Below are 26,328 nucleotides of genomic sequence, written 5' to 3'. Positions count from 1 at the left end.
GAGGCGAGGCCCACATGACCATCGATTTTCCCGATCTGCAGACACTGACCTTCGAGGAGGCCGAGCCCGGAATCGGCATCCTGCGAATCAATCGTCCGGAGCGCATGAACTCCCAGACCGTGCGGATGTTCCACGAATATCTGGCAGCCGGGCGGGCGCTGCGCGACAGCCGGTTGCGCGCGCTCATCGTCACCGGCGCCGGTGAGCGCGCCTTCTGTGCCGGCTTCGACCTCGACGAGATTCACGTGATCACCGAGATGGGCGTGCGTGAATTCCTCAAGTTCCAGGAGGTCGCCACCGGTGGCATTCAATCCATCAGGCATCTCCCGTTTCCCGTGATCGCCGCGATCCACGGTCCCGCGACCGGGGGCGGGCTGGCGTTGGCGCTCGCCGCCGATATCCGCCTGGCGGCACCGACTCTCAAGATGAGCGCGGCCTTCGTGAAGGTCGGCCTGTCGATCGGTGAACTCGGCACCTCGTTCAATCTGGCTCGCCTGGTGGGCCCGGCGCGGGCGGCGGAGATAGGGTACACCGCCCGCATTCTCGAGGCCGACGAGGCACTACGCATCGGGTTGGTGAACCAGGTGATCCCGTCGGAGCGATTGCTGGACGAGGCGCTCACGATGGCGCGTGTGATCGCGCAGAACTCCCCCGGCGGGGTGCGGATGTCCAAGCGGGCCATCCAGCGCAACGCCGAAATCGGTTCCTACGAGGCAGCTTTGGAACTGGAGAACCGCGGGCAGGCGCTGCTGACCAGGACCGAGGACATGCCCGAAGCGCTGGCTGCCTTCAAGGAGAAGCGCGCACCACAGTTCTCCGGTCGGTGAGCCTCGCGATGGCATGGGAGTGGGACCGCGAAACACGAAACGCGTTGGCGGAGTTCTTGGCAGGTCGCGGAATCGTATCCGGATCGATCACCACGAAGGCGATCGGTGACGGCCATTCGAATCTGACCTTCCTGGTCAGCGACGGCACCACCAGTGTGGTGGTGCGGCGCCCGCCACCACCGCCGATTCCCCCTGGCGCCAACGACATGCTGCGCGAAGCGACACTGCTGCAGGCGTTGTCGCCGACCACGGTGCCGGTACCGGAGGTGCTCGCCGTCGCGCAGGAGGGCGAGGTGCTCGATGTACCGTTCTACGTGATGAGCTTCGCCCCCGGCCCAGTGGTGACCACCCGCACGCCCGCGCCGCTCGACGCGCCCGAGCAACGACGGGCCGTCGGTCACAGCATGATCGACACGCTGGCCGATCTGCACGAAGTGGATTGGCGCGCGGTGGGTTTGGACCGCATGGGCCGGCCCGAGGGATTCAATGCCCGGCATCTGCAACGGATGCGCCGCCTGGTCGCCGACGACGAGGGGAATCCGCCGGCGGAGTTTGCCGACGTGGACGCCTGGTTACAGGCGAACATCCCGCCGGAATCGGGCGCGACGCTGATCCATTGCGATTTCCGGATCGGCAATGTCGTCCTCGCGCCCACCGCGCCGGGCCGGGTCGCGGCCGTCCTCGACTGGGAGCTCGCCACGATCGGCGATCCGTTGCTCGACGTCGGTTATCTGCTGGCGACGGTTCCCGAGCCGGGCCGCCCGATAAACCCGACCGCACAGCTGAGCGCCGCGATGCTCGAACCCGGATATCCGTCCAAAGACCAACTGGCGCAGCGCTACAGTGCGCGCACCGGCCGCGATCTCGACACTCTCGCCTGGTATACGACGCTGGCGCTGTGGAAGCTGGCGGTGCTGTACGAATACAGTCGCCGGCGCGTTCTGGACGGGATCGGCGACCCCTACTACTCCGACCCCGCGCTGGTGCGGAGCTTCCTCGACGACGCGCGCCGCGCCGCCGGACTGGCGGGAGTCGGCGCCGAAGTATAGGCGCTGCACGGCCTTCGCGCCCGAACCACAAGGAGTTCGCATGGTGAACACATCCGGCACCACATTCTGGGATCCGCTGGTCGGACCCGACGTCACCGATCTACCGGACGGCTTCTTCGACCGGCTCATGTTCAACGCGCACCCGGTCGATGCCACCGCACCGTCGGTCATCATGGGCTTCGGTATCTACCCGCCCAAGGGAACCGTCGACGGGTTCGTGGTGGTCAGTGGCGAGCACGAGCAGCGAAACCTCCGCTACTCGGGGCCGCTCGGCGCCACGAACCGGGACGGTTCCGGACCTTTCCGATTCGAGGTGCTCGAGCCGAACCGAACGTGGCGACTCCGGCTGGGGCCCAACGAGATCGACACCGAATTCGATCTGACCTGGCGGGCACGCACACCCGCCTGGTTCGGCGAGATCGCGGTCACGAACGCGTCGGCGGGGCGCACCTCGTTCGACCACCTCTTCCAGTCCGGTCGCTACGAGGGCACGCTGACCATCGACGGCCGCCGGCATTCGGTGGACGGCTGGTACGGGCAGCGTGATCGCTCCCGCGGCGTGCGCACCATGGCGGGCGGACAGGGCCTGCACATCTGGTATCAAGCCCAATTCCCGGACTTCTCCATCGGTTTCCTCCTGGTCGAAACCCGTTCGCACGAGCGGCTTCTCCTCGAGGGGGCCGTGATGCACGAAAGCGGCCGGCTCGATCCGATCACCGATGTCCGGCACGCCCTGGTGTTCACTCCGGATCTCGATCTGGTCGAAGGGGAAATCCGGGTCGAGACCGCGGCGGGGGAGCACTACGTCGTGCAAGCCGACGCGCGAGCTGGCGGCGGCTTCATGGCGGGCGCCGGATACGGCGGCCACCACGGCACTTCGTCCGGGGCCGACCGAATCGAATCCGACCGCTATCGTCTCGACGGCTCGGTGACCCCGCGCTCGCTGGACTCGGCACTGACCGACCGACTGTGCGGCTTCATCCTCGGCGACGTCCGCGGGTCGGGAATCTTCGAATTCGCTCTCACGCGCAGCAACAAGTATCACTACCGCCCGTCGATCTGATCGGCCCGGCGCCGGTTACCGCGAGGAATGTCCCGACCCGTCACGGGTCGGGACATTTTTCATTTTGCTCGGCTTCATTTTGCTCGGCTCGGATAACCGAAGAGGGTGCGCATCTTGTGGATGCGCACCCTCTTCAGCTCTGTGAGCTCGGATGGACTCACACGGTTCGTTGAGCCTTGCTGGACTCCGACGCCACCTTGCTGGTTTCCTTGATCTGCTGCCAGTCGGCGTCGGTCAGAGTCGTCAGACCGGCGAAGGTGCCGGGGCCGGCGAGCATCTGCCCGCCGTCCATGGCGATGGTCTGCCCGGTGAGGTAGTCACACGCGTCCGACAGCAGGAACATCGTGAGGTTGGCCAGCTCTTCGATCGTTCCGCTGCGCCCGGCCGGAATCTGGTCGACCTGGGTGGCGCCGACCGACGACTTGTCGGTCGGATTCAGCATCTCCCAGGCATAGTCGGTCGGAATGGGCCCAGGGGCAAGCGCATTCACGCGAATGCCGTATTTGGCCCACTCGACCGCCAGCGACATGGTCATGGCGTGGACCGCGGCCTTGGCCATCGCCGACGGCACGACGAAGGCCGAGCCGGTCCAGACCCAGGTCGTGAGTGTGGACAGGACGCTTCCGGGGAGACCGCCGGCGATCCACCGCTTGCCGGCGGCGTGCGTGGTGTGGAACGAGCCGTTCATCACCGTGCTCGTAATCGCTTGGAACGCACGGGGACTGAGGTCCTTGGTCTGCGCGATGAAGTTGGCGGCCGCGTTGTTGATCACGCCCGTCAGCGGGCCGTGCTCGGACCAGATCCGGTCCATCGTCGCGTCCACGCTGTCGTAGTCGCGCACGTCGACGGTCTGGTAGTGGGCGGCCCCGGGGCGAGATGTGGAGGCCTCGGCAGCGGCCTCGGCCAGCACCGCGTCACGGCGTCCCCACAGGTGCACCTCGGCGCCGTGCTCGACCAGATGGCGGGCGACGCCGCGGCCGAGCCCGGTCCCGCCGCCGGTGATCAGGATTCGCTTGCCCGACAACAGTGTCGGTGCGAAGGTCGTGTCGGTCATTCAGTGCACCTCGTCGGTTCGTGCCGGCGGCTGTGCGGCAGCCGCCGGGAACTCACGTTGTTCCGGTCGAAACCGCAACTCACTTGCCCCGGTAAGGCGTGAAGTCGGGCTTGCGCTTCTCGTTGAAGGCGTTGATACCCTCCTGCGCCTCCGGGGTCTCGCCGAACATCGCCAGCGTGGAGTAGGCCATGGTGCCGATGCTGACGAAGTGCTCGGTGTCGGTGTTCATCGACTGCTTGAGAACCTTGAGCGCGGTCGGGGAGAAGTCGAGCATCTGATCCGCCCACGCCCGGACCTCCGCCTTCAGGTCGGCGGCCGGTACGACCTTGTTCACCAGGCCCCACTCCAAGGCCTCCTGCGCAGACAAGCGCCGCAACATGAACCAGATCTCGCGTGCACGCTTCTCTCCGACCACGCGGGCCAGGTAACCGGAGCCGAGGCCGGCATCGAAGGAACCCACACGCGGTCCGTTCTGTCCGAACTGGGCGGTGTCGGCGGCGATCGTCAGGTCGCACAGCACGTGCAGCACGTGGCCACCGCCGATCGCGAGCCCGTTGACGGCGGCGATGACGGGCTTGGGGGCGTCGCGAATGACGCGGTGCAGGGCCTCGACCTCGAACAGGCCGCTGGCCGACGGACCGTAGTCGCCGGTCTCCATGCGCTGCTTCTGGTCGCCGCCCGCGCAGAACGCCTTGTCGCCGGCGCCGGTCAGTGCGATGACGCCGACGTCGCTGCTGGCCCACGCGCGCTTGAACGCCATGACCAGCTCATCGACGGTCTGCGCCCGGAACGCGTTGTAGCGCTCGGGGCGGTTGATCGTGATCCAAGCCAGCCCGTTGTCGACCTCGTAGGTGATGTCGGTGAATTCGGCCATCAGACTTCGGTGTCCTTCCGTGGTGAGCTACCCAATTTGTGGTCATTAGGACTGACCATTTGCACAACAGTAGCTTTATGGGTGCTCCGCACGCAAGGGTGGACGGTCGTTTCCAGGACTTCTCGGGGCTTGGATGGCTGCGAGCCTCCTGAACCGGCTCCCATGGAAAACTGAGAGCGATCGTTCGAAACCCATACGAAGCCCGTGGATTTCGAGCAGGGCGATGGTGTGGTCGCCGGCTGGGATCCCGGGGGAGACCGAGCATTCGAGCCACACACTGGACTTCTTGATGAAGACGCTGCCTTCCGGCAACGTCTCCCAGTCGACCGCTGCGAACCGGTCGACGTCCTTCTATGGAGAGGCCGAGGCAGCCGATTCGGGTGTCGACGTTGTCGGTCATGCGATCGTCCGTCGGTGGGTGTCGCCCGTGGGCTCGGTGATCCGCCCGCTCATCGATCGCGCCGCCATGGCGTGCGGCGATGTCGGAGATCCGAACGACCGCCAGCGAAGAGTGCGAGGGGAGCCTGCTGCACCCGGCGTCAAACAGGACGGATGGAAGATTGTCACTGACGGTGCTGTGCTGCGGTTCCTGATCCGCGAGCCCACGTGACCCTCGATGGCGCGCCGCAAATCGCTACCCGGACGGCGATCTGGCGGTCACGCCTGGTTAGTGTCCTTCCGGCTGCCTCGTCGGTGTCCCCGCCGGTTCCTCGCCGAGAAGCGGGAGAGCCGTCCGTACGGGATCCAGAAAGAGGCGTTCGATGGGCAGGCGCGGCACCTCGGCCGGCCCGATTTCGGCGATCCGTACCTCGTCGGCGAGGCAGTGCCGCCTCAGGTCGCGCACGAAGACCGATGCCGCGCTGCGACAGGCGACGAAGTTGAACGTCATACCCTCGACCACGAGCGTGAGCCAGCGGTCGGGTTCGTCCGGATGCGGTGAACTCGCTAACGAGCCGTTAGGCGCGGAATGTGTGTCCTTCTCTGAAGGGGTTGTCGGAGAGAATATGTGGATCACCTCCCGGATTCTCCGGCTCGGAGCCGGTTGTCAGCGGCGGAGTTCGGTCAGGTCGGTGCGGTGAAGAAGCTGAGGAGGGCGTCGACGGTTTCGCGAGGCGACTCCTCGGGCAGGAAGTGACCGCCGGGCACCGCATGGCCGCGGACGTCGTCGGCCCACTGTGACCAGACGGCTAACGGGTCGTCGTACAGGCGGGCCAGGGCGCCGTCGGCGCCCCACAGCACCAGCAGCGGGCACCGGATCCGGGCGGTGTCCGCTGCATGGTCTGCCAGATCCGCCGACGCGCCCGCTCGGTAGTCCTCGCACGACGCGGCGAGCTTCGCCGGATCCCGCCAGGCCTGCAGGTAGGCGGCGAAGGCCTCGTCGTCCACCACGTCGCCGCCTTCGGCGAAGTTGCCGAAAATCCGGCGCAGGAAGTACTCCGGATCGGCGCCGATCAGCCGCTCAGGCAGCCCGGCCTCCTGGATGAGGAAGAACCAGTGCCAGTAGCTGCGGGCACGGTGGCCGTCCATGGTCTCGAAGACGTGCGGGGTGGGCACGATGTCGAGGACGGCGGCGCGGCTGAGCCGCTCGGGCGAATCCAGCGCCATCCGATGGACGACGCGCGCCCCGCGGTCGTGCCCGGCCACCGCGAAGCGCTCGTGGCCGAGTGCTTCCATCACCGCGACCTGGTCGCGGGCGCTGGCGCGCTTGGCGTAGGTCCGGTGCTCGGGGTCCGGCTCCGGAGCCTCGCTGTCGCCGTATCCCCGCAGGTCTGTGACGACCACGGTGAACCGCTCGGCGAGTTCGCCGGCCACCTTGCGCCACATACGGTGGCTCTCGGGGTAGCCGCATGCGACATACGTGGAAACCCTTGTCGTAGCGATCAATACGTTCATTTCACCGATGTCCGACCGTGAGCACGAGGTTCTGTACGAGCAGTGCTGCGAGTGGTACCTGCGGTACGGGATCTCCGCGCGCCCGGTTCCGCCGACGTGGGCCGAGTTCGTGGACTATTTCGAGCACGCCTGCGGTACTCGTCTTCGCCCTACTCCGGCGTCGCGGAAGTTCATGCCGGTGGTGCTGCGGCCGAACGCCTGGGTTCCGAGGCTGCTGCCGTCCGCGGTGGCTCGCGAGTTACAGCACCCGCGTGCGCGGGAGCTGTTCGGTGTGGTGGCATGCTCTGGAGACCGCGCCACATTCGGTACCTACACGGCCGGACTCCGTCTCGCGGCACCCCTGGCGCCGAGCAGATTGCGGTATGTGCCATCAGCGCGCGCTTCGAGCAAGCTTCACCAGCGCCGGCCAGCCTCCGAGCTCACCGCAGGGTCGCGGTAACGATCGAGTCGACACTCTGATCACAGAAGACTTCGCCGTCGTGGGACCGTCGCGCGTCATCGCACTCGATTTCGAGCACGTGTTACCAACAGTGGTGCCGCCGGAGTCGGAGTCGATTCCCGAACGGGCCTCGTGATGATGCGACTTCCTCGGGGTCTGCCGCCCAGGTGGATGACGTCCCGTAATCGTCACGCCCAGGGGCTGAAAGCCGCGGCGAAGGATTGGGCCTTATAGTGCGTGGGGAGCTGTGACGGGGTGAAGGGGAGTGGGATGCGGCGGTATGGTGCGGCGGCGGTCGTATGTGCGGCAATGGGTTTGGCGGGGTGCTCATCGACGATTACGGGAGTACCTGCTCCAGCCTCTACCACCGACTTCAAGGCTGCGACGGCCCTGCTCTGGGACCCGTGTAAGAAGATCTCTGACGATTTGGTCGCGGGTTTGGGGCTCGATGTGTCGAGTAAGGAGCACGGGATCGGTGGGATCGATCAGTCGCAATGGAAGATTTGTTCGTGGCGCGGACGGGACTATTCCCTCACTGTGTATACCACCATTCACACAGTGGGAGAATTCGAGCGCAAAGAAGGTAATATCGATTTCGCTGATGTCGCAATTGCCGGCCGTAGCGGTCGACAATATCGAGTTGCGGGCGCGTCGAAGGACCTCCGTTGCGATGTCGTTTTCCCCACCCGAATGGGAGCCGTCCAGCTTGAAGTGGGCAGCAGCCTGATACCGGACAACCCACCGGATCCCTGTCCGATTCTCGTTCGCGACGGCGAAACCCTCGTACCGGTCTTCCCGAAGTAGTTGCATCTTTCGAGCTGCACCGACTTCGACCGTCGAGCAGTTCGATGCGTTCGGACCATCGGCACCCTTATCCCTCGACTTCGCGCGCCTTACCTACTGGCGGGTCGCTCACCGACGGCAATCGGCGCCCGGTCGATTCGTCGCTGGCGAGTGTGGACGGTCCACCGGGGGTGGTCGCTTTCGAAATAGGAGTGTGGCGCAGAGCTCGTGTGTCTTCGACATGGACAGTGGTAGGCAGACCCTTTGCGCCGAGCGAGAATTGGCAATCCTGGCCGCGATTTCGATGGTGGAGTGAAGTTTCGTGGGCCGGTTGACTGTCGGACATTGTCATGTTGCTCGCAAGGCCGGTGACTATCTTCTTACGGCAATATGCGTATCTAAGCAATTGAGTCCGCGATTTATCCGCCCGTGTCAACGGCACGCGAACCCGGGATCTGGCACAGACTTCGTTTGCGCCGTGAGGCGCTGTGTTTCGAATGGAGGTGAGAGACCTTCGTCGTCGGCCTGTCGTAGCAGGTCGGCGGAGTTGAGGGCAGCCTGATCCGGGTGGTGCCGGGGAGGGTGGGAGCAGCCCTGACAAAGCCGGGACGTGGCCAGTACTGCCAGATGGGGCGGGTCCGGCGAACGGGATGAAGAGGAGTACGCGAGGAACCGACGTTGTTACGTCCCTTTATGTGCCGCCTGCTCGAACCTGGCGGATCTGGGCAGGAAGCGGTGCGCACCCATCACTTTCGCGGTGGTTGGGGAACTCCTGGGTCGGTTTACGAAAGCCGGTCCGGAGGCCACGGGGAATGTCTACGGCGTACTTGTGGCGATGCCGCAGGGACACAGTTGGGCTTCTACTTCATCGAGCGAAACACAGTGAACACGGGAACCGCCCGGTCAGACTCCCCGGTGGCGCGCGATCCGGTAGCGCCGCGCGGGGATAGACGCACCGACCGTCGAACGGGCCGGGTGGGGCGGAGCCGCCGTAGTAGTCCGAGGCCGGGAAAGCCGGTCACATGGCCAAGGGCGGCAGCGGTTTTCGAGAAAGGCGGAGACTGTAATGCCGAAAGATGCGCCACCGAATGGTGACGCCGCGTCGGCCGACCCTGCGGGGCCGCGCCGGCGGGTATCGGAGAAGGCCAAGTGCAGGCCGCCATATGTTTCGATGGCCCGGCCTACCAGGCTCTCGACGGCCTGTTCGTCACGGACGTCTGCTTCGATGAAGATTCCGGTTCCGCCGGCGCTCTCGATCGATGCGACAACGTCTTTGCCTCCTGCCGCATCGACGTCGGTAACGACGACGCGAACGCCACGTTCCGCGAGCTGCAGGGCGGTGGCTCTGCCGATACCGGATGCTCCGCCCGTCACCAACGCCACTTTGTGCTCGAACGGCATACCGGATCAACTCCTTTTCTGGGGAACCTGATCGAGCAACGGTAGGGCGTTCAGGCCGGTCCTGCGTTGTCGCATTCTGGGACATGTGCGGAACGCACAGCGTGTGCGCGTGTAGCGCCTTGCGACAACTCAGGCCCTGCGCCTTCTTTTAGCGTCGGGCTGGATGGGAGAGAGACTCTCCGACGCTACGAATGGGAGTAGTCGCTATATGAGGTCAGCAGTGATCGTCGATGTCGTGCGGACGGCATCGGGTAAAGGAAAAGTCGGCGGTGCGTTGTCGAGTGCGCACCCTGTCAGCTTGCTAGCGGACACTCTGCGGGCGTTGCTCGCCCGCACCGATGTGGATCCGGCGAGCATCGACGATGTGATCGCGGGTTGTGTGTCTCAAGCGGGGGACCAGGCGCTCAACATCGCCCGCAATGCGGTTCTGGCCGCTGGGATTCCGGAGTCCGTCCCTGGGACGACTGTGGATCGGCAGTGTGGGTCGAGCCAGCAAGCTGTCCACTTCGCTGCGCAAGGTGTGATGGCGGGGGCTTACGACATCGTCGTGGCTTGTGGGGTCGAGTCCATGAGCCGGGTGCCGATGGGGTACAGCTCGGTGGACCAGCATCCGACCGCGCCGCTGGGTGCCCGGTATCCCGAGGGGCTGATCGGCCAGGGAATCTCTGCAGAGCTGATCGCGGCGAGATGGAAATTCGACCGGGAGACGCTGGACGCGTACTCGGCTCGATCGCACCAGCGGGCAGCGAAGATCGCAGCCGAAGGTGGGTTCGACGATGAAATCGTGCCCATCAGCATCGGCGGGTCGATGCACGACAGGGATGAGACCGTTCGCGCGTCCACCACCGTGGAAGGTCTGGGAACTCTGAAGCCGTCGTTCGTCGACGATGGATTGGCGCGGCGGTTCCCCGAGATCGAGTGGCGGATTACGGCAGGCAATTCCTCGCCGCTGACCGATGCCGCGTCGGCGGTGCTGATCATGAGCGAGGAGAAGGCCGCGCAACTCGGGCTGCGCCCGCGTGCGCGCTTCCACGAGTTCGCGGTCGCCGGTAGTGACCCGTTGCTCATGTTGACCGGTGTCATTCCGGCGACTCAAAAGGTCCTCGCGCGTGCCGGTATGTCGATCGACGAGATCGAGGCGTACGAGGTGAACGAAGCTTTTGCTCCGGTGCCGTTGGCCTGGCAGCACGATCTGCAGGCTGACCCCGACAAGCTCAACCCGCGTGGCGGTGCCATCGCACTTGGACACGCTCTCGGAGCTTCCGGTGTGCGACTGCTGGCCAGTTTGGTGACTCAACTCGAGGCGACAGGTGGCCGGTACGGACTGCAGACGATGTGTGAGGGCGGCGGAATGGCCAACGCGACGATCATCGAGAGGCTCTGATGGCGACAGGAAAGATCAGTGCGGATTTCGCAGGCGCCAGAGTCGTGGTGACCGGCGGTGCCCAAGGGATTGGCTTCGAGATCGCGAGTTTCTTCGCCTCCGCCGGTGCGAAGGTCGCGGTCCTCGACCGTGATGCGGCTCAGCTGAAGTCGGCTTGGGATGGCGTTCCCAATGTGCGGGGGGTTGCCGTGGACGTGGCCGACACCGATGCGGTTGCCGACGCGGTCGGCGACATCGTCGAATGGGCGGGGGGCGTCGATGTGGCCGTGAACAATGCTGGTATCACGCGAGACGCGGTGGTGTGGAAGCTGACGACCGAGCAGTGGCAGTCGGTGCTCGATGTGCATCTCGGCGGTACCTTCGCGGTGACCCGAGCCGTGGTGCCACACATGCGGGCAGCCGGCGCCGGGCGGATCATCAATGTCACTTCGTATACCGGGATGCACGGCAACGTGGGGCAAGCAAATTATGCGGCCGCCAAGGGCGGGATTATCGCTTTCACCAAGTCTGTGGCCAAAGAGGTAGCGCGCTTCGGGATCACCGTCAACGCGATCTCGCCGAACGCGTCCACGGCGATGGTCGCGGCTGTCCCACCTGATCGTCTCGCCGAAATGACGGAGTCGGTTCCGTTGGGCCGCTTCGCTGATCCGGCCGAGATGGCACCCGCGGTCGCGTTTCTCGCTTCGCAGCAGGCAGCGTATATCACCGGTGTGGTGCTACCGGTCGATGGCGGGGTGGCGATGTGACGCGTTTGAATCCTTCCCCGGCCGCCAAAGATCCGATCCCGATCCTCGGAATCGGCGCCACGGCGTTGGTGCCGGAATCCGACGCGGTGCTCGACGAACTCGTCTTCGAGGCAGTGGCGCAAGCATTGCAGGAAGCTGGGATACGCAAGCATGAATTGGGAATGTCGATAACGGCCTCGCTGGACATCTACGACGGCCGTAGCATTTCCAGTGGTCTGACCAATGCCGCGTCGGGCGGTTACCTCGCGCAGTCCTACCGCATCGAAGGCGATGCGGGCCAGGCGATCCTGGCCGCCGCGCAAACGATCGCGGCTGGTGACGCGGACCTGGCAGTAGCGGTCGGCGTCTACAACCCCGAGGTGTCAGATCCGGACCGTCGGGCATTTTTGCAGCAGACATCCAACTACGGTTTCGAGCCGCACTTCGATCGCCCGGTGGGGTTGTCAGCAGAGACGATGTTCGGCTTGCACGCCGGATATGTCCTGGATTCGGGCATGCAGACCGAAGAACAGCTCGCTGAGATTGCCGCCTCCGCCATCACGCGTGGAGCCCGAAACAGCCACGCGCGCAGGAGGACCGCTGTGACGGCGGCTGATGTTCTGGCGTCGGAGCATGTGAACGGGGTGCTGCGTGAATTGATGCTGCCGGCCGAGTCGACCGGCGCCATCGCCGTCGTGCTCGGCTCGCTCGCACGGGCGCGCCGAGCGTTGCGTCCGCGGGCCGTGCTCACCGGATGGGGTCAGGCTACGAGCGACACGACCGCGAGCGGCCAATGGTTACTCGACCCCGCCGTCGCCGCGCGCCGGGCCGCACAGGAAGCGTATCGACGTGCGGGTGTCAGCGATGCTGGCGAGCAGGTGGATGCGGTGGAGCTGACCGCCGCGACGCCCGCACTGGTCGGCCCTACCTTGGATGCACTGGGGCTGTCGAAAGGGCGCGCAGAGGTGGCGCCTTCGGGCGGTGTCCTGAGTTCGTTCCCCGGAGTGGCCAATGGTGCCCTGCGACTGCTGGAAGCGGTGTCGTGGGTGGAAGAGCACGGCGGGCAGTCAGTCTCGCACTCGACCGATCTACTCACCGGGACCGTCGCGGACACCGCGACCGTACTTGTGGTGGAGGCAGTCTGATGGCGACACGGGCCATGATCAGCGGTGTGGGCATCACTGCAGCCACATCCCCGCGCAAACAAACATCTTCGTCGCTCGAACTGATGCAGCAGGCGGTCTGGGCGGCACTCGAGCATTCCGGTGCCTCGCCCTCTTCGCTGGACGGGATCGTAGTCGGCAACATTGACGGTTTCGAGGGAACGGTCCTCGGTGCCAAGCACTTGGTTCGCCGCCTAGGTTTGGGCAGCGATTTGCCGGTTTCGATTCTCAACACCGGCGGCACGACAGGCGGCAATCTCATGCAGGTCGCTGCGCGCCAGGTGCGCTCGGGGGATCGAGAGCGGGTGCTCTGTATCGGCGGACCGACATTCTTCGGTGCCGAAGATCTACAATCGGCGATCAACACCAATTCGCCCATGGTGGTCGAACAGCCGCTGGGCATGGGGGCCTACCACATGGGTGCCTTCTATCCGAGCGCCTATCAGGAGCGCTTCGGTACCAGTGTCGAGGACTTCGCGGTGAGCGCGGTGCGCGATCACGAGCATGCCTCGCGTAATCCCTTTGCACACCTACGCAATACGTTGACGATCGAAGATGTGGTGTCGGCGAAGCCCTTGTCGAGTCCGATGACGATGGCGATGGTTTGCCCGGTCTCGACGTCGGCCAACGCGCTGCTTGTCACCTCCGAGGCCGCAGCTGCAGACCTACGGCCGGTGCCGGTGCTCATTCGTGCGATGGCAACCAGCAGCGACCCGTATCTCGGCGGCGGCAAGAACGACTTCGCCGCGATGGAGAACCTCGCGATCTTGGCGAACAAGGTCTACCGACTGGCCGACGTACGGAACCCGCGCGAGGAAATTGATGTCGTGGAGGTGTTTTCGCCGTACGCGCCTATGCAGCCGATGCAGTTGGAGGCACTCGGGTTCGCTCCACCCGGAGGTGGGATCGAGCTGATCCGATCTGGGGCCACGCGCATCGATGGAGATCTTCCGGTCAACTTGTCCGGCGGCCCGCTGTGCACCAATGCCGGTGTGGCGGGCGAGCTTGCCCCATACGTATATGTCGCCTTGCAACTGATGGGTGACGCACCGGTCGAGATGCAGGTGCCCGGCGCGCGGCTCGGTCTCGCACACGGTACCGGCGGCACCTTCTTCCAATTCGAAAACCTCGCCATCCTGGAGAGGCAGGAGCGCTCATGAGCATCACAACGCAACGAGTCCGCTGGGACCTGAACTACGACGTCCATCTCGGCGCCACCTGGGGCCGGTTCATGGCAGGGCTGACCGAACAGAAGATCTTGGCCAACCGGTGCCCGGACTGTTCGCGGGTATTCGTACCGCCGCAGGCCTACTGCGAGTCTTGCTTCGTGCGCACCGACGACTGGCTGGAGTTGCCGGCCGAAGGGTCTGTGGAGGCGTTCACTGTGGCGTGGCAAGGCTTTCGCGGCGGACCGACGCCGCCGTACGCTATTGCGGGTATCCGGCTCGATGGTGCCAGTACTCTGTTGATGCACTATGTGCGCGGCCTGGATCTGTCGGACCCGGCCGCTGTGCGCGAGCAACTTCCCCCTGGGTCGCGGGTGCATGCGGTGTGGGCGGAACAACGCAATGGGCAGATCCTGGATATTGCCCACTTCGAGAAGGTCTGACCTTCGCAAAACTTGACCGGCCCCGGTGCATCCGGGGCCGGTTTTTTTGTGTCCTGATCCGTTGTGACGTGGGTGCTCGACTGTAGCGGGATGCAACAACTCTCACCCACTCTGCGCTGCGACTCTGTGGTGGTGCACCTGCGCCGGCGTGATAGCGATCACACGGCCGGGCCGGCGGCGAAACCCACGCCGCGACGCACCCGCCGTGACACCCACGGTCATCTTTTTACCGGAGAAACCGGCGTGCGGCGCCGGAACGTGACGAGGAGTACACGTGAAAGTCCATATGACCAACCTGATCCAGAACTACAACAACGCTTCGTCGGACTACGACATCTTCAAGGACCAGATCGCGCTGTCTCTACGTGCCGATGAGGACGGGTACGAGAGCATCGGGTGCGTCGAGCATCACTTCGATCCCGGCTACTCGATGTGCCCTGACAACACCCAGTTCTTGTCCTACCTTGCCGGCCGCACCAAGAACGCGAAGCTGCAGACGACCGCTGTCATTCTGCCGTGGAACGACCCCATGCGCGTCGTGGAGAAGATCGCGCTGCTCGACAACCTGTCCGACGGGCGTGCGATGTTCGGAATGGGACGTGGCCTCGCGCGGCGCGAGTACGAAGGGTTCGGGATCGACATGGGCGAGTCTCGTGAGCGATTCGACGAGGCGGCCGAGATGGTCATGCGGGGCCTCGAGGACGGCTTCGTGGAGAACGACGGCAAGTACTACCCGCAGGCCAAGGTTCCCGTCCACCCGCGGCCGCTGGCGACCTTCAAAGGCCGCACCACCATGGTGGCGATGAGCCCCGACTCGGCGGTTGTCGCCGGCAAGCTCGGTCTGCCGATGATGGCCTTCATCCAGGGGCCGATGGAAACCATGCACATGCCGATGATCGAGCAGTACCGGCAGGCCTACCGCGACAACCACGGTGGTGAGGCTCCGGCACCCATGATGATCGACCTGACGTACTGCCACCGCGATTCTGACGAAGCGCGCCGGGTCGCCTACCAGGCGTGCGTGAACTACTACCTGTGCTGTGTGGAGCACTACGAGTTCGGCGGCCGCCACTTCGAGTCGACCAAGGGCTACGCGTCGTACGCCGCTGCCAAGCAGGCCATCGACGAAATGGGCATCGAAGCTGTCTGTGACACCTACGCCAATGCACAGATCTGGGGCACCCCGGATGAGCAGATCGCCAAGCACGAGGAGCGCAAGGCCATTGTCGGTGACTACGAACCGATCATGGTGTTCCAGTTCGGCGGCGTGAAGGGCGAGGTAGCAGCGGCGAGTTATGAGCTGTTCACACGCGAGGTCATGCCGACCCTGCAGAAGATGTGAACGCACAGCAAATGATCGACAGGAGGAAGTTCCATGGCGAGTCGTGAACTGGGCCGCGCCCGCGATCTGCTGGCGCATCTGGTCTCCGAGCCCGAGGCCACTATGGACGATTATCGCAGGCTCTACGACGAGGTCCTGGCCAACTTCGAACTCCCGGCCGATGCTGAGGTCGAACAGGTCGACGCCGGGGGAGCGCCTGGCATCTGGGTAAGCGCGCCGGGCACTTCGCGCGACCAGGTCGTGGTTCTGGTGCACGGTGGCGGCTGGTGTATGGGCAACGCGACCGGCTATCGAGAGTTCGGATATCGGATTTCCAAGGCGGCCGATGCTCGGGTGCTCGTTGTCGACTATCGGCTGGCGCCGGAGAATCCATTTCCGGCCCCGCTGGACGATGTCGTCTCTGCCTACCGCTGGGCCTCGCGACAACAAGGCGTGCGCCGGGTCGCTTTTGTCGGGGACTCGGCCGGCGGTGGTCTGGTGGTGTCGGCGTTGGTGAAGTTGCGTGACGATGGTGACCAGTCGCCTGCCGCGGCTGTCGCCTGCTCGCCCCTGGTCGACCTGGCGGGTGAGGGAGCATCGCTGACCGAGCGCGCGCATCTGGACCCGCTTCCCGCCGGTGCGCTGGTGGGCGCGATGGGCGGTGCATACCTGGGCGGCAAGGAACCGAAGTCGACCCCGTTGGCGTCGCCCCTGTACGCCGATCTCAGCGGCTTGCCACCGGTTCGGGTGCTCGTCGGCACGGACGAGGGCCTTCATGACGACGCTGTCCGTCTGGTCGAGAAGCTTCGCGCCGCGGGCGGTGATGTGGAGTTCGAAATCGGCGAAGAGATGGTGCACATCTGGCCTATCTTCAACTTCCTGCCCGAAGCCCAAGCCTCGACCGACCGGATCGGTGAGTTTCTGCGCAAGCGGTTCGCCGCAGCAGCCTGATCAGGCCGCTTCACCCGCCCGCCCCGGTTTGTCGCGCAATGCGACATCCGGGGCGGGTGCCGTTTCCATAGTGTCGGGGCATGCGCGGTGCCCGACGTACCGCCGACACATGGCCGAACAAGAAGGGCGACTGGGTGAGGACTACAACCGAGAAGAATCCCGACCTGGACGCGAACGCGCTCGCGTCGCAGGTGCGCACATTCCTGACTGAGCACAACCCGGCGACCATGGACCGGCTGGACTTCCTCCGTGCCCGGTTCGACGCAGGCCTCGCATGGGTCCATTACCCGGATGGGCTGGGCGGTCTCGGTGCCGACCCCGGTTTGCAGCAGGGCGTGGATGCGATTTTCGCTGCCGCGGGGGCGCCGGACAACCGGCCGCACACGAACATCATCGGACTCGGTATGGCGGCCCCCACGATCGTGCGATTCGGGACGGCCGACCAGCAGCAACGCTGGCTCCGTCCACTGTGGACGGGCGAAGAGATCTGGTGTCAGCTCTTCAGCGAGCCCGGCGCGGGTTCCGACCTTGCGAATGTCGCCACCAGCGCAAAGCGTGCGGGCGAAGGCTGGATTGTGTCGGGCCAAAAGGTGTGGACGTCCCTGGCACACGACGCGACCTGGGCGATCCTGGTAGCCCGAACGGACCCCGATCTGCCCAAACACCGCGGCCTCACGTTCTTCGTCTGCGACATGCACGCGCCGGGTGTCGACGTTCGCCCGTTGCGGCAGATCACTGGGGAGAGCGAATTCAACGAAGTCTACCTCGACGACGTCGAAATTCCGGACCACCAGCGGCTCGGTGAGGTCGGGCAGGGTTGGACCGTCACGCAGAACACCTTGATGAACGAGCGCGTCGCTATCGGAGCCGGAACGATACCGAGGGAGAGCGGCGCGATCGGTGAGCTGGTACGCCTTTGGCGTCAGCAGCCCGAGCTGCGCACACACGGCACCCACGATCAAGTACTACGTCTCTGGGTCGAGGCGGAGGCCGCTCGGTTGACCGCCGAGCGGTTACGTCAGCAACAGGCGGCCGGGCTCCCCGGACCCGAGGGTTCGGGCGCGAAACTCACCTATGCCCGCCTCAATCAACACATCTCCTCGCTGGAGCTCGATCTCCTCGGCTCGGAAGGCTTGCGCTACACCGATTACACCGCGCGCAGACCGGTGCTGGTAGAGCTCGCCGAAAGCTCCGCAGGATGGCGATTCCTGCGTGCCAAAGGCAACTCCATCGAGGGCGGCACGTCGGAGATTATGCGCAACATCATCGCCGAGCGCGTGCTCGGCCTGCCCGCCGAGCCAAGGGCGGACAAAGACACTGCCTGGAAGGACCTTCCCCGATGAGCGACCCGATTCCGCGCACGATCGATCTTCTGTACACGGAGGTCGAAGACGAATTACGTGCCAGCGTTCGCGCGCTCATGGACAAACGGAGCCCATGGGCAGCTGTACTGGCGAGAACAGAGTCAGCCGACACCACCGACCGACAGCTGTGGGACTCGCTGGCCGGCGAAATCGGCTGCGCGGCACTGGCTGTGCCCGAGGAGACCGGGGGAGCCGGCGCGAGTTGGCGCGAAAGTGCGGTGGTCGCTGAGGAATTGGGCCGGGCCGTTGCTCCGGTACCTTTCCTCGGGTCTGCGGGCATTGCGGTGGCATTACTGCAAGCCCTCGATGAGCGAGACCTGCTCGCCAAGGTTGCCGGAGGAGCGACCATCGCGGCGTTGGCGGTGCCCTTCGCGACAGCGCCGGGCACCACGGTCGACTGGGCTGAGGTGTCTAACGGCAGAATTTCGGGAACAGTGGACGGCGTCGCAGACGCAGACGCTGCGGATATTTTTCTCGTTCCCGCTGGTGGCGCGGTACATACGATCAGTAGGGACGCTCCGGGTCTACAGTGCAGACAAGTTGTCTCCCTGGATATGACGCGTCCTCTGGTGGACTTGGCCTTCCATGATGTTCCCGCTCGCCGTCTGGACACAGTGAGGTCGGTTCCCGAAGCCGTTACCGCCGCGCTGCACATCGGGGCCGTCCTGCTCGCGTCCGAACAGCTGGGAGTGGCACAACGGTGTCTGGAGCTGACGGTGGAGTACCTGATGATCCGGCGGCAGTTCGGCCGGATCATCGGCTCCTATCAGGCACTCAAGCATCGGCTCGCCGACCTGTGGGTTCTGATCAGTCAAGCCCGGGCAGTCGCACGGTATGCGGCCGACTGCGCCGCAACGAACGCACCGGGTTTGCCGGTGGCTGCCGCAGTGGCACAGGCGCATTGCTCGACGGTGGCTCAGCAGGCCGCCGAAGAATGTATCCAGTTGCACGGGGGAATTGGGTTCACCTGGGAGCATCCCGCGCACCTCTATCTCAAGCGTGCGAAGAGCGGTGTTATTGCGCTCGGCACGCCCGACCGACACCGCGCTCGGCTCGCAGACCTGGTGAACATTCCGGGTCCGCTGTGCGACAACGGGAGCCGATCATGAACCGCGATCTGGTAGGCATGACGGCGGTGGTGACCGGAGGCAGCAACGGCATTGGCCGAGCCATGGCAGTCGGCTTGGCCAGGGCAGGGGCGAATGTCGCGGTCTGGGCGCGAAACGCTGAGCGTAGTGCCGACGCGGTCGCCGAGGTCGAGGCCGAGGGAGTGAAGGCCATAGCCATAAGCTGCGATGTGGCCGATGAATCCGCCGTGGCTGCGGCCATGGACTGCACGGTCGAGGCCCTGGGGCCGCTGGGGTGTTTCGTGGCGAACGCCGGAATCGCAGAAGCCGCCCCCCTGACTGAGATGAGCCTGGAGACCTGGCACCGCGTACTACGAACCAACTTGGACGGCAGCTTCCTCTGTACCCGCGAGGCGGCCCGGCGGTTCGCCGCTCAGGACTCTGGTGGCTCGATGGTCGTTGTGTCCTCGACGATCAGCCGATACGGCGGGGCCGGTCAAGCTGCTTATGCGACGAGCAAGACCGGTCTACTCGGACTCGGTCGCACTCTTGCGGTCGAACTCGCCCGATATCGAGTGCGATGCAACGTCCTGATTCCCGGGTGGACTCGCACCGGTATGAATGCAGATCTGCAGGCAGACGAGCGGTTCATGAAGGCGACGATCGCCCGCACGCCGGCCCGCCGATGGGCCGACCCCGAGGAGTTCTACAAGGTCATCGCCTTCCTGGCTGATCCCGCGCTCACGTTCCATACCGGCAACGAGGTCGTGGTCGACGGCGGCTACACGGTTTTCTGAGCAGTAGACACTGGCTTCCGGGGCCGCCTCGAACCAACGGCGGCCCCGGGTCGGGGTATGGCGGGTCCTGTCCGGTTGCCCGATGCCTTTGCGTGGGCGCGGGATGTCGAAATATGTTGGCGGAGATAGCTAAGCGCTCGGACGGAACGTCCGAGCGCTTAGCGTTGTGCAACCGATGCAGCATCGGAGTGGTTTGCGGTGGGCCCGCTGATCACCACGTCCTCATAACGCACCGAGCTTCTCGTCTCCGGCTGGCAGGGGTTGCATCACGGTGACTCCCAGCGGCTCGGCCAGCAGCCCGTCGAGCTCGGTAGTCAACGTCGCGAACGCCGATCCGCCTCCGTGCGCATGCAATTCGCCGGCCGAGGCCCACTTCTCGATGACGACGAAGCCTTCCTTTCCGCGCACCCTGCGGTGTGCGGCGTACAGCTCGCAGCCGGCATCGTCGCGGTGGGTGGCAACGACCGCTTTTCGAAGCGCCGCTTCCACTTTCGCTTCGTTTCCGGCCACCGGAACGAAGGTGGCAACCACCACTACCGATTCAGTTTTGTCCACGAGAGGACTCCCGTCATCTGAGCCGTGAGCGAGACGGCGAGGTTGCGCTCGAAAACCGACGCTAAATCAGTCCCGCGGCTCGGAATGTCGCATTTTGCTTCACGCGAGCCCAATTTCGCGTTTCGCAATGGTTGCCGGTATTGCTTGCGCCGGGCGGGGAGCGACCCAAAATGCAACATTTCTGAGCCTCCGCCGCTGCCAGAGTGTGTTCACGGCCACACTGGCCCGGCATCGAATCGGCACGCCAGGGGTCGCGTTTTTCATTCGTCGGAAGGAATGACTCATGAGTCGGCTTGCGGGCAAAGTGGCCCTGGTCACCGGGGCGGCGCGAGGCCAGGGTCGCGCGCACGCGATAGCGATGGCGCGCGAAGGTGCGGATATCGTGGCCCTCGACATGTGCGAGCAAGTCAGCACCGTGCCATACGGTTTGGCGGACCGCACCGATTTGGATCAAACGGCTGCGGAAGTGGAGAAGCTCGGCCGCCGTATTGTCGCACGACCTGCTGACGCGCGAAGGCAAAGCGAGGTCGACGCGGTTGTCGCAGACGCGCTCGCCGAGTTCGGGCGGATCGACGTCGTCGTCGTCAACCACGGGATTTGGTCTAGGGGAGCGCTGTGGGAGCTGTCCGACCAGACATGGCAGGACATGGTGGACACCAACCTCACCGGTGTCTGGCGCACTCTCAAAGCCATCGCGCCGGCGTTGCTCAGGCAGAAGTCCGGGTCCGTGGTCATCGTCTCGTCGGTCAACGGCATCGAGGGGCAGCCCGGCTCGGCGCATTACACGGCGGCCAAGCACGGCGCGATCGGTTTGATGAAAGCGGCCGCCCAGGAATTCGCTCCCCATGGCGTTCGGGTCAACGCGATCCTTCCGGGTTTCGTCGATACGGCGATGACGAATTGGCCGGGCTGCTACGAGATGACAGTGGGCAGGCCCGGTGCGACCCGTGCCGAACACGAGCAAGCGGCCCGCCATTGGCACGCCGACGCTGGGCTGATCACACCCCCCGAGATCAGCGGCGCCGTTGTGTTTCTGGCGTCGGAGGAAGCCGCGCGAATCACAGGGGCGACGCTCGCGGTCGATGGGGGTCATCTCGTGCTGCCGGGCTTCAACCCGGTGCCAGCCTGAAGCCGGCGCCCCGGCAACACCGCAGTACGGACACCGCCCGGTTGTGGTGTCGACGAATTCTCGATCAACGAACTCTCAACCAACGGAGGAACTCATGAGGCGTGTAGAAGGAAAGGTCGCACTCGTAACCGGCGCGGCGCGCGGACAGGGCCGCTCCCACGCGGTGCGGCTGGCGGAGGAAGGAGCCGACATCATTGCGGTCGACATCTGTGCGCCTGTCGCGTCCTGCCCCTACCCGATGGCCACCGAGGATGAACTTGCCGAGACTGCCGAGCTCGTCGAGAAGACGGGTCGTAAGGTGTTCGCGCGTACGACAGATGTGCGTGATCTGGCCGCGATGCGTGCGGTCGTAGCGGAGGGGGTCGCTCAACTCGGTGGGCTGGATATCGTGTCCGCGGGCGCGGGGATCGGCAGCTTCGGCTGGTCATGGGAGTTGTCCGAGGAGACCTGGCAGGAACTGATCGACATCAACCTCACCGGGGTCTGGAAGACGACGACCGCGGCGATTCCACATCTCCTCCGGCGCGGTTCCGGATCAATCGTGCTGACCAGTTCGCTGGCCGGAGCGAACGCCTACGCGAACCTGTCGCACTACACAGCGGCGAAGCACGGGGTCGTGGGTTTGATGAAGGCTCTGTCGGTCGAACTCGCGCCGCACAACATCAGAGTGAACACGGTGAACCCGACCAATGTGGACACGATAATGATCAATAATCCGGCCACCTATGCGGCCTTCTTCCCGGGGATGGAGAACCCGACGCGCGAGGATGCGCAATCGGCCTTTTACGGCATGCACGGCCTGCGGATCGGATGGGTGGACCCTGTCGATGTCAGTAACGCGCTGTTGTGGCTGGCGTCTGATGAGGCGCGGTATGTGACCGGGACGAGCGTGACGGTTGACGGCGGAGCCTCCGCGCCGTTCAAGATCCCGAATGGTTGATGAGGGCCGCTGAGAATCGCTCGGCGCGGCGCCTGATCTGCGGCAAAGACAGGTGTCGCGCCAAGATTCTTTGTCGACGCAGGCCTCGCCGGCCAGTCGACAGCAGCTTGAGGTCGGCGGGAGCGCCTCGATGCAGGTGCGCGAGAAGCAGAGGAGCAACGAATGTTCGGATTCGTCGGGACGTGGCCTGCCTCAGCTGTCGGCTTCCGAGGAGCCTTCGAGAAGCGCTACGGGGACGGGCGCATTTTCTGCCTGGTGCCGGAGTCGGCCGTACGGCACGCGAACCGCGGCGACGTCCGACAAAAGGTCGAAAACTGTCGTCTCACGCTGGGGACGGCGACGGGACGTGAGAACGAGGCGGAGCTGTCGGCATGACGGTACTGATCACGGGCGGTTCCAAAGGGGTCGGCCGAGCGTGCGCTCTTCGGTTCGCGACACCGGGGCGCGACGTGTTCATCAACTATCACGCCGATGACAGCGCGGCCGCCACTGCTGCCGCCGCCGTCCGAGAGCGCGGTGCACAGCCGCATTTACTGCAGGCAGATCTCTCGACTCCCGACGGCATGCACTCGATGATGGATGGTGTCGCCGCGAAGGCAGACCATCTGGGCGTGGTCGTGCACTGTGCAGTGGATACCTCGGCCGTCGGCGGGGCGCTGGATGTCGATCCTCGTGCCTTCGCCGCGGCCTTGCAATGCAACGGCATCGCAGTCCTCACCCTCACGCAATTGGCCTTACCGTTGTTGAGGCGGGGCAGCAGCATCGTCTTCGTGACCAGTCACGGAGCACCGGCCCCCGTCCCCGGCTACGTCGGTGTGGGTGCGCCGAAGGCTCTGGGCGAGGTACTCGCGAAATACCTCGCTGTCGAGCTGCCCCCGCTGGGCATTCGGGCCAACTGCGTGATGGGGTCTGCAATGGATACCGCCGCGATCAGTAGTGCATTGGCGCCCGGTGCTGCCGAAGAACGGCTACGTGTTGCCGCCCGCGATAATCCCAGCGGCCGACGAATCGAGATCGACGAGCTAGTCGACGCTATCGAATTTCTGTGCTCCGATCGTGCCACGATGATCCAGGGTCAGCGACTCGTCGTCGATGGCGGCTATTACCTGCGCTGAGCCGACGAAATCGAAGTAACTACGGGTCGGGGTGGGCTGGAGAGGTCCGCCCACCCCGACGTCGGTGGCAGGATTATGCCCGCCAGAGATGTGGTCCGGGCCGAGTCATAGCGATCTTGGGAATTACTACCGAGCCGGTGAGCCGGGTTAGAGATACCACGACTTCGGCCACGTCGGCGGGATCGATCATGAATTCGGGTGCAACTTGGTCTGCGAGCGGAGCAGTCATATCGGTGGCCACGTAGCCGGGGCAGACCGCCGTCGCGAGCACTCCGCGTTCGGACTCTTCGGTGTTGAGGGTCTCGCACAGCGAGGTGAGCGCTGCCTTCGTGGCACCGTAGGCCGAGTTGAGCGGCTCGCCGGCGACTCCGGTCAGCGACGACACCGCAATGACTCGGGCGGCGCCGTGGAGTGCGGCGGTGGCGCGGAGTAGCGCAAGTGTCTGCTGAACCAGGATGTAGGCGGAGCGGGTGTTGACCATAAAAAGCTTGTCGAACCGGCGGGCCGGGAAGACATCGAGAGGTCCGATGGCGCCCATCCCCGCGTTGAGCACCAGAGCGTCGAGCCGCCCGAAGGCATCGGAATGCGCCTGGGCCAGCCGACGCAGATCCTCCTCATTCGACATATCCGCTGCAACCGGCACCACCGTGCACCCTTCCTCATTGGACAGGCGTGCTGCGAGCTCCTCGAGCGGGCCTGCTGACCGCGCACTGATGGTCAGGTTCCAACCTGCGGTAGCAAGTCTGTGGGCGATCAGGGATCCGATGCCTCGTGAGGCCCCGGTGACGAGCGCGGTACGCGCTTCGGCTGAGCGGATCATCGAGGTGCCATCCGGATCGCGCCGTCGAGCCGGATCGTCTCGCCGTTGAGCATGGGATTGGCGATGATGTGTTCCACCAAGGCCGCGTATTCGGACGGGTCGCCGAGTCTGGAGGGGTGGGGGACCTGCGCTTCCAGCGATGCGCGGGCCTGATCGGAGAGGCCTTGCAGGATCGGCGTGGCGAACATACCCGGCGCGATGGTCATGACGCGGATGAGGGATCCGGCGAGATCCCGGGCGATCGGCAGTGTCATCCCGACAATCCCGCCCTTGGATGCCGAGTAGGAGGCTTGCCCAATCTGGCCGTCGAACGCGGCGACAGAGGCCGTATTGACGATGACACCTCGTTCGCCGTCGATTTCATCGGTGGCGGCGATCGCGGCTGCTGCCAGCCGGATAACGTTGAAGGTTCCGACCAGATTGATTTCGACGACACGCGTGAATCGACTCAAGTCCAGCGGGCCGCTTCGGCCGACGGTTTTGGCCGGGTCGCCGATACCGGCCGCGTTGACGACGATCCGGAGAGGCCCGCGCTCGGAGGCCGTCTTGATGGCTTCGGCGACTTGGTCGGAATCGCGGACGTCGGCCGCGGTGAAGCTGGCGCGTGTGCCTAGCTTGGCGGCGAGGGCCGCACCGGCCGAGGTGGGTAGGTCGACAATGACGACCTCGCCGCCTGACGCGAGGAGCCGCTCTACGGTTGCGAGGCCGAGCCCGGAGGCTCCTCCGGCCACGAGGGCAACCGACCCTGCTGACTGCATGGATATCCCTTTCGTAGTTACGTGAAATAGCGGTAGACCGGGCGGGCCACGCAGCCCGGTTTCGTTCCGCCCTCGATTTCGAGGGTCGCGTCGGCTACCAGCTGAACGCCACCGGCGACTTCGGTCGCCGCTGCGACGGCCGCAGACAGGCGTACGCGAGATCCGGTCGGTACAGGCGCCGGGAATCGGACCCGATCCAATCCGTAGTTGACGATCATGGAGGCTTCGCGGACGTTCAGCAGCGAGGCGAACAGCGGTCCCACGAGCGACAGCGTGAGGTAGCCGTGGGCGATGGGGCTGCCGAAGGGTCCAGCTTTCGCTCGTTCGACATCGACATGTATCCACTGCTCGTCATGCGTGATTTGACCGAAAGTGTTCACGTCGTCCTGATCGAGCACGACCCACGAGCTGGTGCCTAGGGGCTTGTTCACCAATGCGAGCAGGTCGACAGGTTTGTCCACGGTGGTCTTCATGAATCTCCTCAGTGGTGGTTTGCAGAGCTATCTGGCCGTATAACCGCCGTCGACCGGGATGACGGATCCTGTGACGAAGGAGGCGGCCGGCGAGGCGAGGAACGCTGCGACAGCAGCTACTTCGGCCGCGGCACCCAGTCGGCCGAGGGGGTGTATTTCGCCCAATCGCTCCCGGGTCCGTGCATCGGGTTTGCGGAGCAGCGGGGTGTCGATGAATCCAGGGGCCACGGCGTTGACTCGAATGCCGTGAGTGGCGTACTCAAGCGCGGCCGTTTTCGTCAGACCGATAACCGCGTGTTTCGACGACACGTAGGGGCTCGCGCCGGGTGTGGCGACAAGACCCATGACAGAGGCGATGTTGACGATCGAACCTCCGGGGGCCGACATCGCAGGCATTTCGGCCCGCATGCAGAGGAACGTCCCCTCCAGATTGATCGACAACACCCGCCGCCATTCCGCGAGGTCGGTCTCACCTGTCGATGCTTTCATCGGCATGCCCACGCCGGCGCAGTTGACCGCAATGTCGATGGTGCCGCGCTGCTGCACGACCGTGGCCACCATCGCGAGGGCCTGCTCAGCATCGGTCACATCGGCTGTGACGGGCAGCCCGACAGGAAGCTCGGCGGCGACTGTCTCGGCGGCTTGCGTCGAGATGTCGGCTACCGCGACGGCAGCTCCGAGCGCCGCCAACTCGCGCGCACATGCGGCGCCGATACCGGATCCGCCGCCGGTGATAAGTGCAGTTTTGCCGCTGAGATCCAAGTCCATATCTGC

30 protein-coding genes are annotated in these 26,328 nt (G+C 64.9%); 19 read left to right on the top strand and 11 right to left on the bottom strand.

The genetic code is table 11. From position 1 onward, the window contains the following. Positions 1-14: 14 nt before the first annotated feature. The 3 genes from NMI01S_RS27365 to NMI01S_RS27355 are packed head-to-tail and all read left to right on the top strand — an operon-like array spanning position 15 to position 2,939. The gene (locus NMI01S_RS27365) at positions 15-827 is read left to right on the top strand and encodes an enoyl-CoA hydratase/isomerase family protein (RefSeq protein ID WP_063001595.1); all 813 of its coding nucleotides are present in this window, start codon (positions 15-17) and stop codon (positions 825-827) included. A gap of 8 nt (positions 828-835) precedes the next feature. Next, positions 836-1,876, top strand: a complete 1,041-nt coding sequence (locus tag NMI01S_RS27360) for a phosphotransferase family protein (RefSeq protein WP_063001717.1) — start codon at positions 836-838, stop codon at positions 1,874-1,876. Positions 1,877-1,916: 40 nt separating this feature from the next. Further along, positions 1,917-2,939: an Rv3169 family protein gene (locus NMI01S_RS27355; RefSeq protein WP_063001594.1), complete on the top strand. Its 1,023-nt coding sequence runs from the start codon at positions 1,917-1,919 to the stop codon at positions 2,937-2,939. A 157-nt stretch (positions 2,940-3,096) separates the two neighbouring features. Here the strand turns inward: NMI01S_RS27355 and NMI01S_RS27350 are convergent, their stop codons facing one another. The 3 genes from NMI01S_RS27350 to NMI01S_RS34400 form a co-directional block, all read right to left on the bottom strand. Further along, positions 3,097-3,993, bottom strand: a complete 897-nt coding sequence (locus tag NMI01S_RS27350; protein WP_063001593.1) for an SDR family oxidoreductase — start codon at positions 3,991-3,993, stop codon at positions 3,097-3,099. A 79-nt stretch (positions 3,994-4,072) separates the two neighbouring features. Further along, a complete protein-coding gene (locus NMI01S_RS27345; protein ID WP_063001592.1) occupies positions 4,073-4,867 on the bottom strand; it encodes an enoyl-CoA hydratase-related protein in 795 nt (264 codons plus the stop codon). Positions 4,868-4,942: 75 nt separating this feature from the next. Then, complete coding sequence (locus tag NMI01S_RS34400; RefSeq protein ID WP_084513332.1) at positions 4,943-5,179, bottom strand: flavin reductase family protein; 237 nt, start codon at positions 5,177-5,179, stop codon at positions 4,943-4,945. On the opposite strand from NMI01S_RS34400, the gene NMI01S_RS27340 reads away from it, so the two are divergent. Further along, on the top strand, positions 5,154-5,477 hold the full coding sequence (locus tag NMI01S_RS27340; RefSeq protein ID WP_157126397.1) for a hypothetical protein: 324 nt from the start codon (positions 5,154-5,156) through the stop codon (positions 5,475-5,477). The two genes, NMI01S_RS34400 and NMI01S_RS27340, sit on opposite strands and share 26 nt — an antisense overlap. A 57-nt stretch (positions 5,478-5,534) precedes the next feature. Here NMI01S_RS27340 and NMI01S_RS27335 read toward each other — a convergent pair whose 3' ends face one another. Together NMI01S_RS27335 and NMI01S_RS27330 are read right to left on the bottom strand one after the other, a co-directional pair. Continuing rightward, positions 5,535-5,756, bottom strand: a complete 222-nt coding sequence (locus NMI01S_RS27335) for a hypothetical protein (RefSeq protein ID WP_157126396.1) — start codon at positions 5,754-5,756, stop codon at positions 5,535-5,537. A 173-nt stretch (positions 5,757-5,929) separates the two neighbouring features. Further along, complete coding sequence (locus tag NMI01S_RS27330) at positions 5,930-6,760, bottom strand: alpha/beta fold hydrolase (protein WP_063001589.1); 831 nt, start codon at positions 6,758-6,760, stop codon at positions 5,930-5,932. 7 nt (positions 6,761-6,767) lie between these two features. Between NMI01S_RS27330 and NMI01S_RS34395 the strand changes: the two genes are divergently transcribed. Further along, a complete protein-coding gene (locus NMI01S_RS34395; protein ID WP_245717051.1) occupies positions 6,768-7,199 on the top strand; it encodes an oxygenase MpaB family protein in 432 nt (143 codons plus the stop codon). A 270-nt stretch (positions 7,200-7,469) separates the two neighbouring features. After that, positions 7,470-8,003, top strand: coding sequence for a DUF3558 domain-containing protein (locus NMI01S_RS34390; RefSeq protein WP_157126395.1), 534 nt, complete (start codon positions 7,470-7,472; stop codon positions 8,001-8,003). An 882-nt stretch (positions 8,004-8,885) separates the two neighbouring features. Here NMI01S_RS34390 and NMI01S_RS34385 read toward each other — a convergent pair. Continuing rightward, positions 8,886-9,383 (bottom strand): SDR family NAD(P)-dependent oxidoreductase, encoded by a 498-nt coding sequence (locus tag NMI01S_RS34385; RefSeq protein ID WP_084513328.1) that lies wholly within the window; start codon positions 9,381-9,383, stop codon positions 8,886-8,888. A gap of 208 nt (positions 9,384-9,591) precedes the next feature. On the opposite strand from NMI01S_RS34385, the gene NMI01S_RS27320 reads away from it, so the two are divergent. The 10 genes from NMI01S_RS27320 to NMI01S_RS27275 all read left to right on the top strand — a co-directional run bounded on the left by NMI01S_RS27320 (position 9,592) and on the right by NMI01S_RS27275 (position 19,764). Then, positions 9,592-10,767 carry a thiolase family protein gene (locus NMI01S_RS27320; protein WP_063001587.1) on the top strand — a complete coding sequence of 392 codons (1,176 nt, stop codon included), beginning with the start codon at positions 9,592-9,594 and terminating at the stop codon, positions 10,765-10,767. Beyond that, positions 10,767-11,513 (top strand): SDR family oxidoreductase, encoded by a 747-nt coding sequence (locus NMI01S_RS27315; protein WP_063001586.1) that lies wholly within the window; start codon positions 10,767-10,769, stop codon positions 11,511-11,513. The genes NMI01S_RS27320 and NMI01S_RS27315 overlap by 1 nt, the downstream gene beginning before the upstream one ends. Further along, positions 11,510-12,637, top strand: a complete 1,128-nt coding sequence (locus tag NMI01S_RS27310; protein ID WP_063001585.1) for a beta-ketoacyl-[acyl-carrier-protein] synthase family protein — start codon at positions 11,510-11,512, stop codon at positions 12,635-12,637. The genes NMI01S_RS27315 and NMI01S_RS27310 overlap by 4 nt, the downstream gene beginning before the upstream one ends. Then, entirely contained in the window at positions 12,637-13,815 is a 1,179-nt protein-coding gene (locus tag NMI01S_RS27305) for a thiolase family protein (protein ID WP_063001584.1), read from the top strand. Before NMI01S_RS27310 ends, NMI01S_RS27305 begins: the two co-directional genes overlap by 1 nt. Next, the gene (locus NMI01S_RS27300; protein WP_063001583.1) at positions 13,812-14,264 is read left to right on the top strand and encodes a Zn-ribbon domain-containing OB-fold protein; all 453 of its coding nucleotides are present in this window, start codon (positions 13,812-13,814) and stop codon (positions 14,262-14,264) included. The genes NMI01S_RS27305 and NMI01S_RS27300 overlap by 4 nt, the downstream gene beginning before the upstream one ends. 274 nt (positions 14,265-14,538) lie before the next feature. After that, positions 14,539-15,606 (top strand): LLM class flavin-dependent oxidoreductase, encoded by a 1,068-nt coding sequence (locus tag NMI01S_RS27295; protein ID WP_063920871.1) that lies wholly within the window; start codon positions 14,539-14,541, stop codon positions 15,604-15,606. A 102-nt stretch (positions 15,607-15,708) separates the two neighbouring features. Next, positions 15,709-16,536: an alpha/beta hydrolase gene (locus NMI01S_RS27290; protein ID WP_167669952.1), complete on the top strand. Its 828-nt coding sequence runs from the start codon at positions 15,709-15,711 to the stop codon at positions 16,534-16,536. An 80-nt stretch (positions 16,537-16,616) separates the two neighbouring features. Further along, the gene (locus NMI01S_RS27285) at positions 16,617-17,879 is read left to right on the top strand and encodes an acyl-CoA dehydrogenase family protein (RefSeq protein ID WP_084513327.1); all 1,263 of its coding nucleotides are present in this window, start codon (positions 16,617-16,619) and stop codon (positions 17,877-17,879) included. Then, positions 17,876-19,009 carry an acyl-CoA dehydrogenase family protein gene (locus tag NMI01S_RS27280; RefSeq protein WP_063001580.1) on the top strand — a complete coding sequence of 378 codons (1,134 nt, stop codon included), beginning with the start codon at positions 17,876-17,878 and terminating at the stop codon, positions 19,007-19,009. The genes NMI01S_RS27285 and NMI01S_RS27280 overlap by 4 nt, the downstream gene beginning before the upstream one ends. Beyond that, positions 19,006-19,764, top strand: a complete 759-nt coding sequence (locus NMI01S_RS27275; protein WP_063001579.1) for an SDR family NAD(P)-dependent oxidoreductase — start codon at positions 19,006-19,008, stop codon at positions 19,762-19,764. The genes NMI01S_RS27280 and NMI01S_RS27275 overlap by 4 nt, the downstream gene beginning before the upstream one ends. Before the next feature lie 222 nt (positions 19,765-19,986). Here NMI01S_RS27275 and NMI01S_RS27270 read toward each other — a convergent pair whose 3' ends face one another. Next, positions 19,987-20,298: a putative quinol monooxygenase gene (locus NMI01S_RS27270; RefSeq protein ID WP_218021128.1), complete on the bottom strand. Its 312-nt coding sequence runs from the start codon at positions 20,296-20,298 to the stop codon at positions 19,987-19,989. 304 nt (positions 20,299-20,602) lie between these two features. On the opposite strand from NMI01S_RS27270, the gene NMI01S_RS27265 reads away from it, so the two are divergent. The 3 genes from NMI01S_RS27265 to NMI01S_RS27250 all read left to right on the top strand — a co-directional run bounded on the left by NMI01S_RS27265 (position 20,603) and on the right by NMI01S_RS27250 (position 23,503). Then, on the top strand, positions 20,603-21,448 hold the full coding sequence (locus tag NMI01S_RS27265) for a mycofactocin-coupled SDR family oxidoreductase (RefSeq protein WP_063001577.1): 846 nt from the start codon (positions 20,603-20,605) through the stop codon (positions 21,446-21,448). A 94-nt stretch (positions 21,449-21,542) separates the two neighbouring features. Then, a complete protein-coding gene (locus tag NMI01S_RS27260; RefSeq protein WP_063001576.1) occupies positions 21,543-22,388 on the top strand; it encodes a mycofactocin-coupled SDR family oxidoreductase in 846 nt (281 codons plus the stop codon). Between the two features lie 371 nt (positions 22,389-22,759). Next, complete coding sequence (locus NMI01S_RS27250) at positions 22,760-23,503, top strand: SDR family oxidoreductase (RefSeq protein ID WP_063001574.1); 744 nt, start codon at positions 22,760-22,762, stop codon at positions 23,501-23,503. 73 nt (positions 23,504-23,576) lie between these two features. Here the strand turns inward: NMI01S_RS27250 and NMI01S_RS27245 are convergent, their stop codons facing one another. The 4 genes from NMI01S_RS27245 to NMI01S_RS27230 are packed head-to-tail and all read right to left on the bottom strand — an operon-like array spanning position 23,577 to position 26,322. Then, the gene (locus tag NMI01S_RS27245) at positions 23,577-24,323 is read right to left on the bottom strand and encodes an SDR family NAD(P)-dependent oxidoreductase (protein ID WP_063001573.1); all 747 of its coding nucleotides are present in this window, start codon (positions 24,321-24,323) and stop codon (positions 23,577-23,579) included. Then, positions 24,320-25,081 carry an SDR family NAD(P)-dependent oxidoreductase gene (locus tag NMI01S_RS27240; RefSeq protein ID WP_063001572.1) on the bottom strand — a complete coding sequence of 254 codons (762 nt, stop codon included), beginning with the start codon at positions 25,079-25,081 and terminating at the stop codon, positions 24,320-24,322. Before NMI01S_RS27240 ends, NMI01S_RS27245 begins: the two co-directional genes overlap by 4 nt. A gap of 17 nt (positions 25,082-25,098) precedes the next feature. Next, entirely contained in the window at positions 25,099-25,554 is a 456-nt protein-coding gene (locus NMI01S_RS27235; RefSeq protein WP_063001571.1) for a MaoC family dehydratase, read from the bottom strand. A 27-nt stretch (positions 25,555-25,581) separates the two neighbouring features. Continuing rightward, positions 25,582-26,322: an SDR family NAD(P)-dependent oxidoreductase gene (locus NMI01S_RS27230; protein WP_063001570.1), complete on the bottom strand. Its 741-nt coding sequence runs from the start codon at positions 26,320-26,322 to the stop codon at positions 25,582-25,584. Positions 26,323-26,328 lie beyond the last annotated feature (6 nt).

Source organism: Nocardia mikamii NBRC 108933 (assembly GCF_001613505.1).
GTDB classification, from domain to species: Bacteria; Actinomycetota; Actinomycetes; order Mycobacteriales; family Mycobacteriaceae; genus Nocardia; species Nocardia mikamii.
This window is presented reverse-complemented; position numbering and strand designations above follow the sequence as displayed.

Coding starts and splice junctions, on each gene's coding strand:
- NMI01S_RS27365 (WP_063001595.1), top strand. CDS start 15: ATGACCATCGATTTTCCCGATCTGCAGACACTGACCTTCGAGGAGGCC.
- NMI01S_RS27360 (WP_063001717.1), top strand. CDS start 836: ATGGCATGGGAGTGGGACCGCGAAACACGAAACGCGTTGGCGGAGTTC.
- NMI01S_RS27355 (WP_063001594.1), top strand. CDS start 1,917: ATGGTGAACACATCCGGCACCACATTCTGGGATCCGCTGGTCGGACCC.
- NMI01S_RS27350 (WP_063001593.1), bottom strand. CDS start 3,993: ATGACCGACACGACCTTCGCACCGACACTGTTGTCGGGCAAGCGAATC.
- NMI01S_RS27345 (WP_063001592.1), bottom strand. CDS start 4,867: ATGGCCGAATTCACCGACATCACCTACGAGGTCGACAACGGGCTGGCT.
- NMI01S_RS27335 (WP_157126396.1), bottom strand. CDS start 5,756: ATGACGTTCAACTTCGTCGCCTGTCGCAGCGCGGCATCGGTCTTCGTG.
- NMI01S_RS27330 (WP_063001589.1), bottom strand. CDS start 6,760: ATGAACGTATTGATCGCTACGACAAGGGTTTCCACGTATGTCGCATGC.
- NMI01S_RS34395 (WP_245717051.1), top strand. CDS start 6,768: ATGTCCGACCGTGAGCACGAGGTTCTGTACGAGCAGTGCTGCGAGTGG.
- NMI01S_RS34390 (WP_157126395.1), top strand. CDS start 7,470: ATGCGGCGGTATGGTGCGGCGGCGGTCGTATGTGCGGCAATGGGTTTG.
- NMI01S_RS34385 (WP_084513328.1), bottom strand. CDS start 9,383: ATGCCGTTCGAGCACAAAGTGGCGTTGGTGACGGGCGGAGCATCCGGT.
- NMI01S_RS27320 (WP_063001587.1), top strand. CDS start 9,592: ATGAGGTCAGCAGTGATCGTCGATGTCGTGCGGACGGCATCGGGTAAA.
- NMI01S_RS27315 (WP_063001586.1), top strand. CDS start 10,767: ATGGCGACAGGAAAGATCAGTGCGGATTTCGCAGGCGCCAGAGTCGTG.
- NMI01S_RS27305 (WP_063001584.1), top strand. CDS start 12,637: ATGGCGACACGGGCCATGATCAGCGGTGTGGGCATCACTGCAGCCACA.
- NMI01S_RS27300 (WP_063001583.1), top strand. CDS start 13,812: ATGAGCATCACAACGCAACGAGTCCGCTGGGACCTGAACTACGACGTC.
- NMI01S_RS27290 (WP_167669952.1), top strand. CDS start 15,709: ATGGACGATTATCGCAGGCTCTACGACGAGGTCCTGGCCAACTTCGAA.
- NMI01S_RS27285 (WP_084513327.1), top strand. CDS start 16,617: ATGCGCGGTGCCCGACGTACCGCCGACACATGGCCGAACAAGAAGGGC.
- NMI01S_RS27280 (WP_063001580.1), top strand. CDS start 17,876: ATGAGCGACCCGATTCCGCGCACGATCGATCTTCTGTACACGGAGGTC.
- NMI01S_RS27275 (WP_063001579.1), top strand. CDS start 19,006: ATGAACCGCGATCTGGTAGGCATGACGGCGGTGGTGACCGGAGGCAGC.
- NMI01S_RS27265 (WP_063001577.1), top strand. CDS start 20,603: ATGAGTCGGCTTGCGGGCAAAGTGGCCCTGGTCACCGGGGCGGCGCGA.
- NMI01S_RS27260 (WP_063001576.1), top strand. CDS start 21,543: ATGAGGCGTGTAGAAGGAAAGGTCGCACTCGTAACCGGCGCGGCGCGC.
- NMI01S_RS27250 (WP_063001574.1), top strand. CDS start 22,760: ATGACGGTACTGATCACGGGCGGTTCCAAAGGGGTCGGCCGAGCGTGC.
- NMI01S_RS27245 (WP_063001573.1), bottom strand. CDS start 24,323: ATGATCCGCTCAGCCGAAGCGCGTACCGCGCTCGTCACCGGGGCCTCA.
- NMI01S_RS27240 (WP_063001572.1), bottom strand. CDS start 25,081: ATGCAGTCAGCAGGGTCGGTTGCCCTCGTGGCCGGAGGAGCCTCCGGG.
- NMI01S_RS27235 (WP_063001571.1), bottom strand. CDS start 25,554: ATGAAGACCACCGTGGACAAACCTGTCGACCTGCTCGCATTGGTGAAC.
- NMI01S_RS27230 (WP_063001570.1), bottom strand. CDS start 26,322: ATGGACTTGGATCTCAGCGGCAAAACTGCACTTATCACCGGCGGCGGA.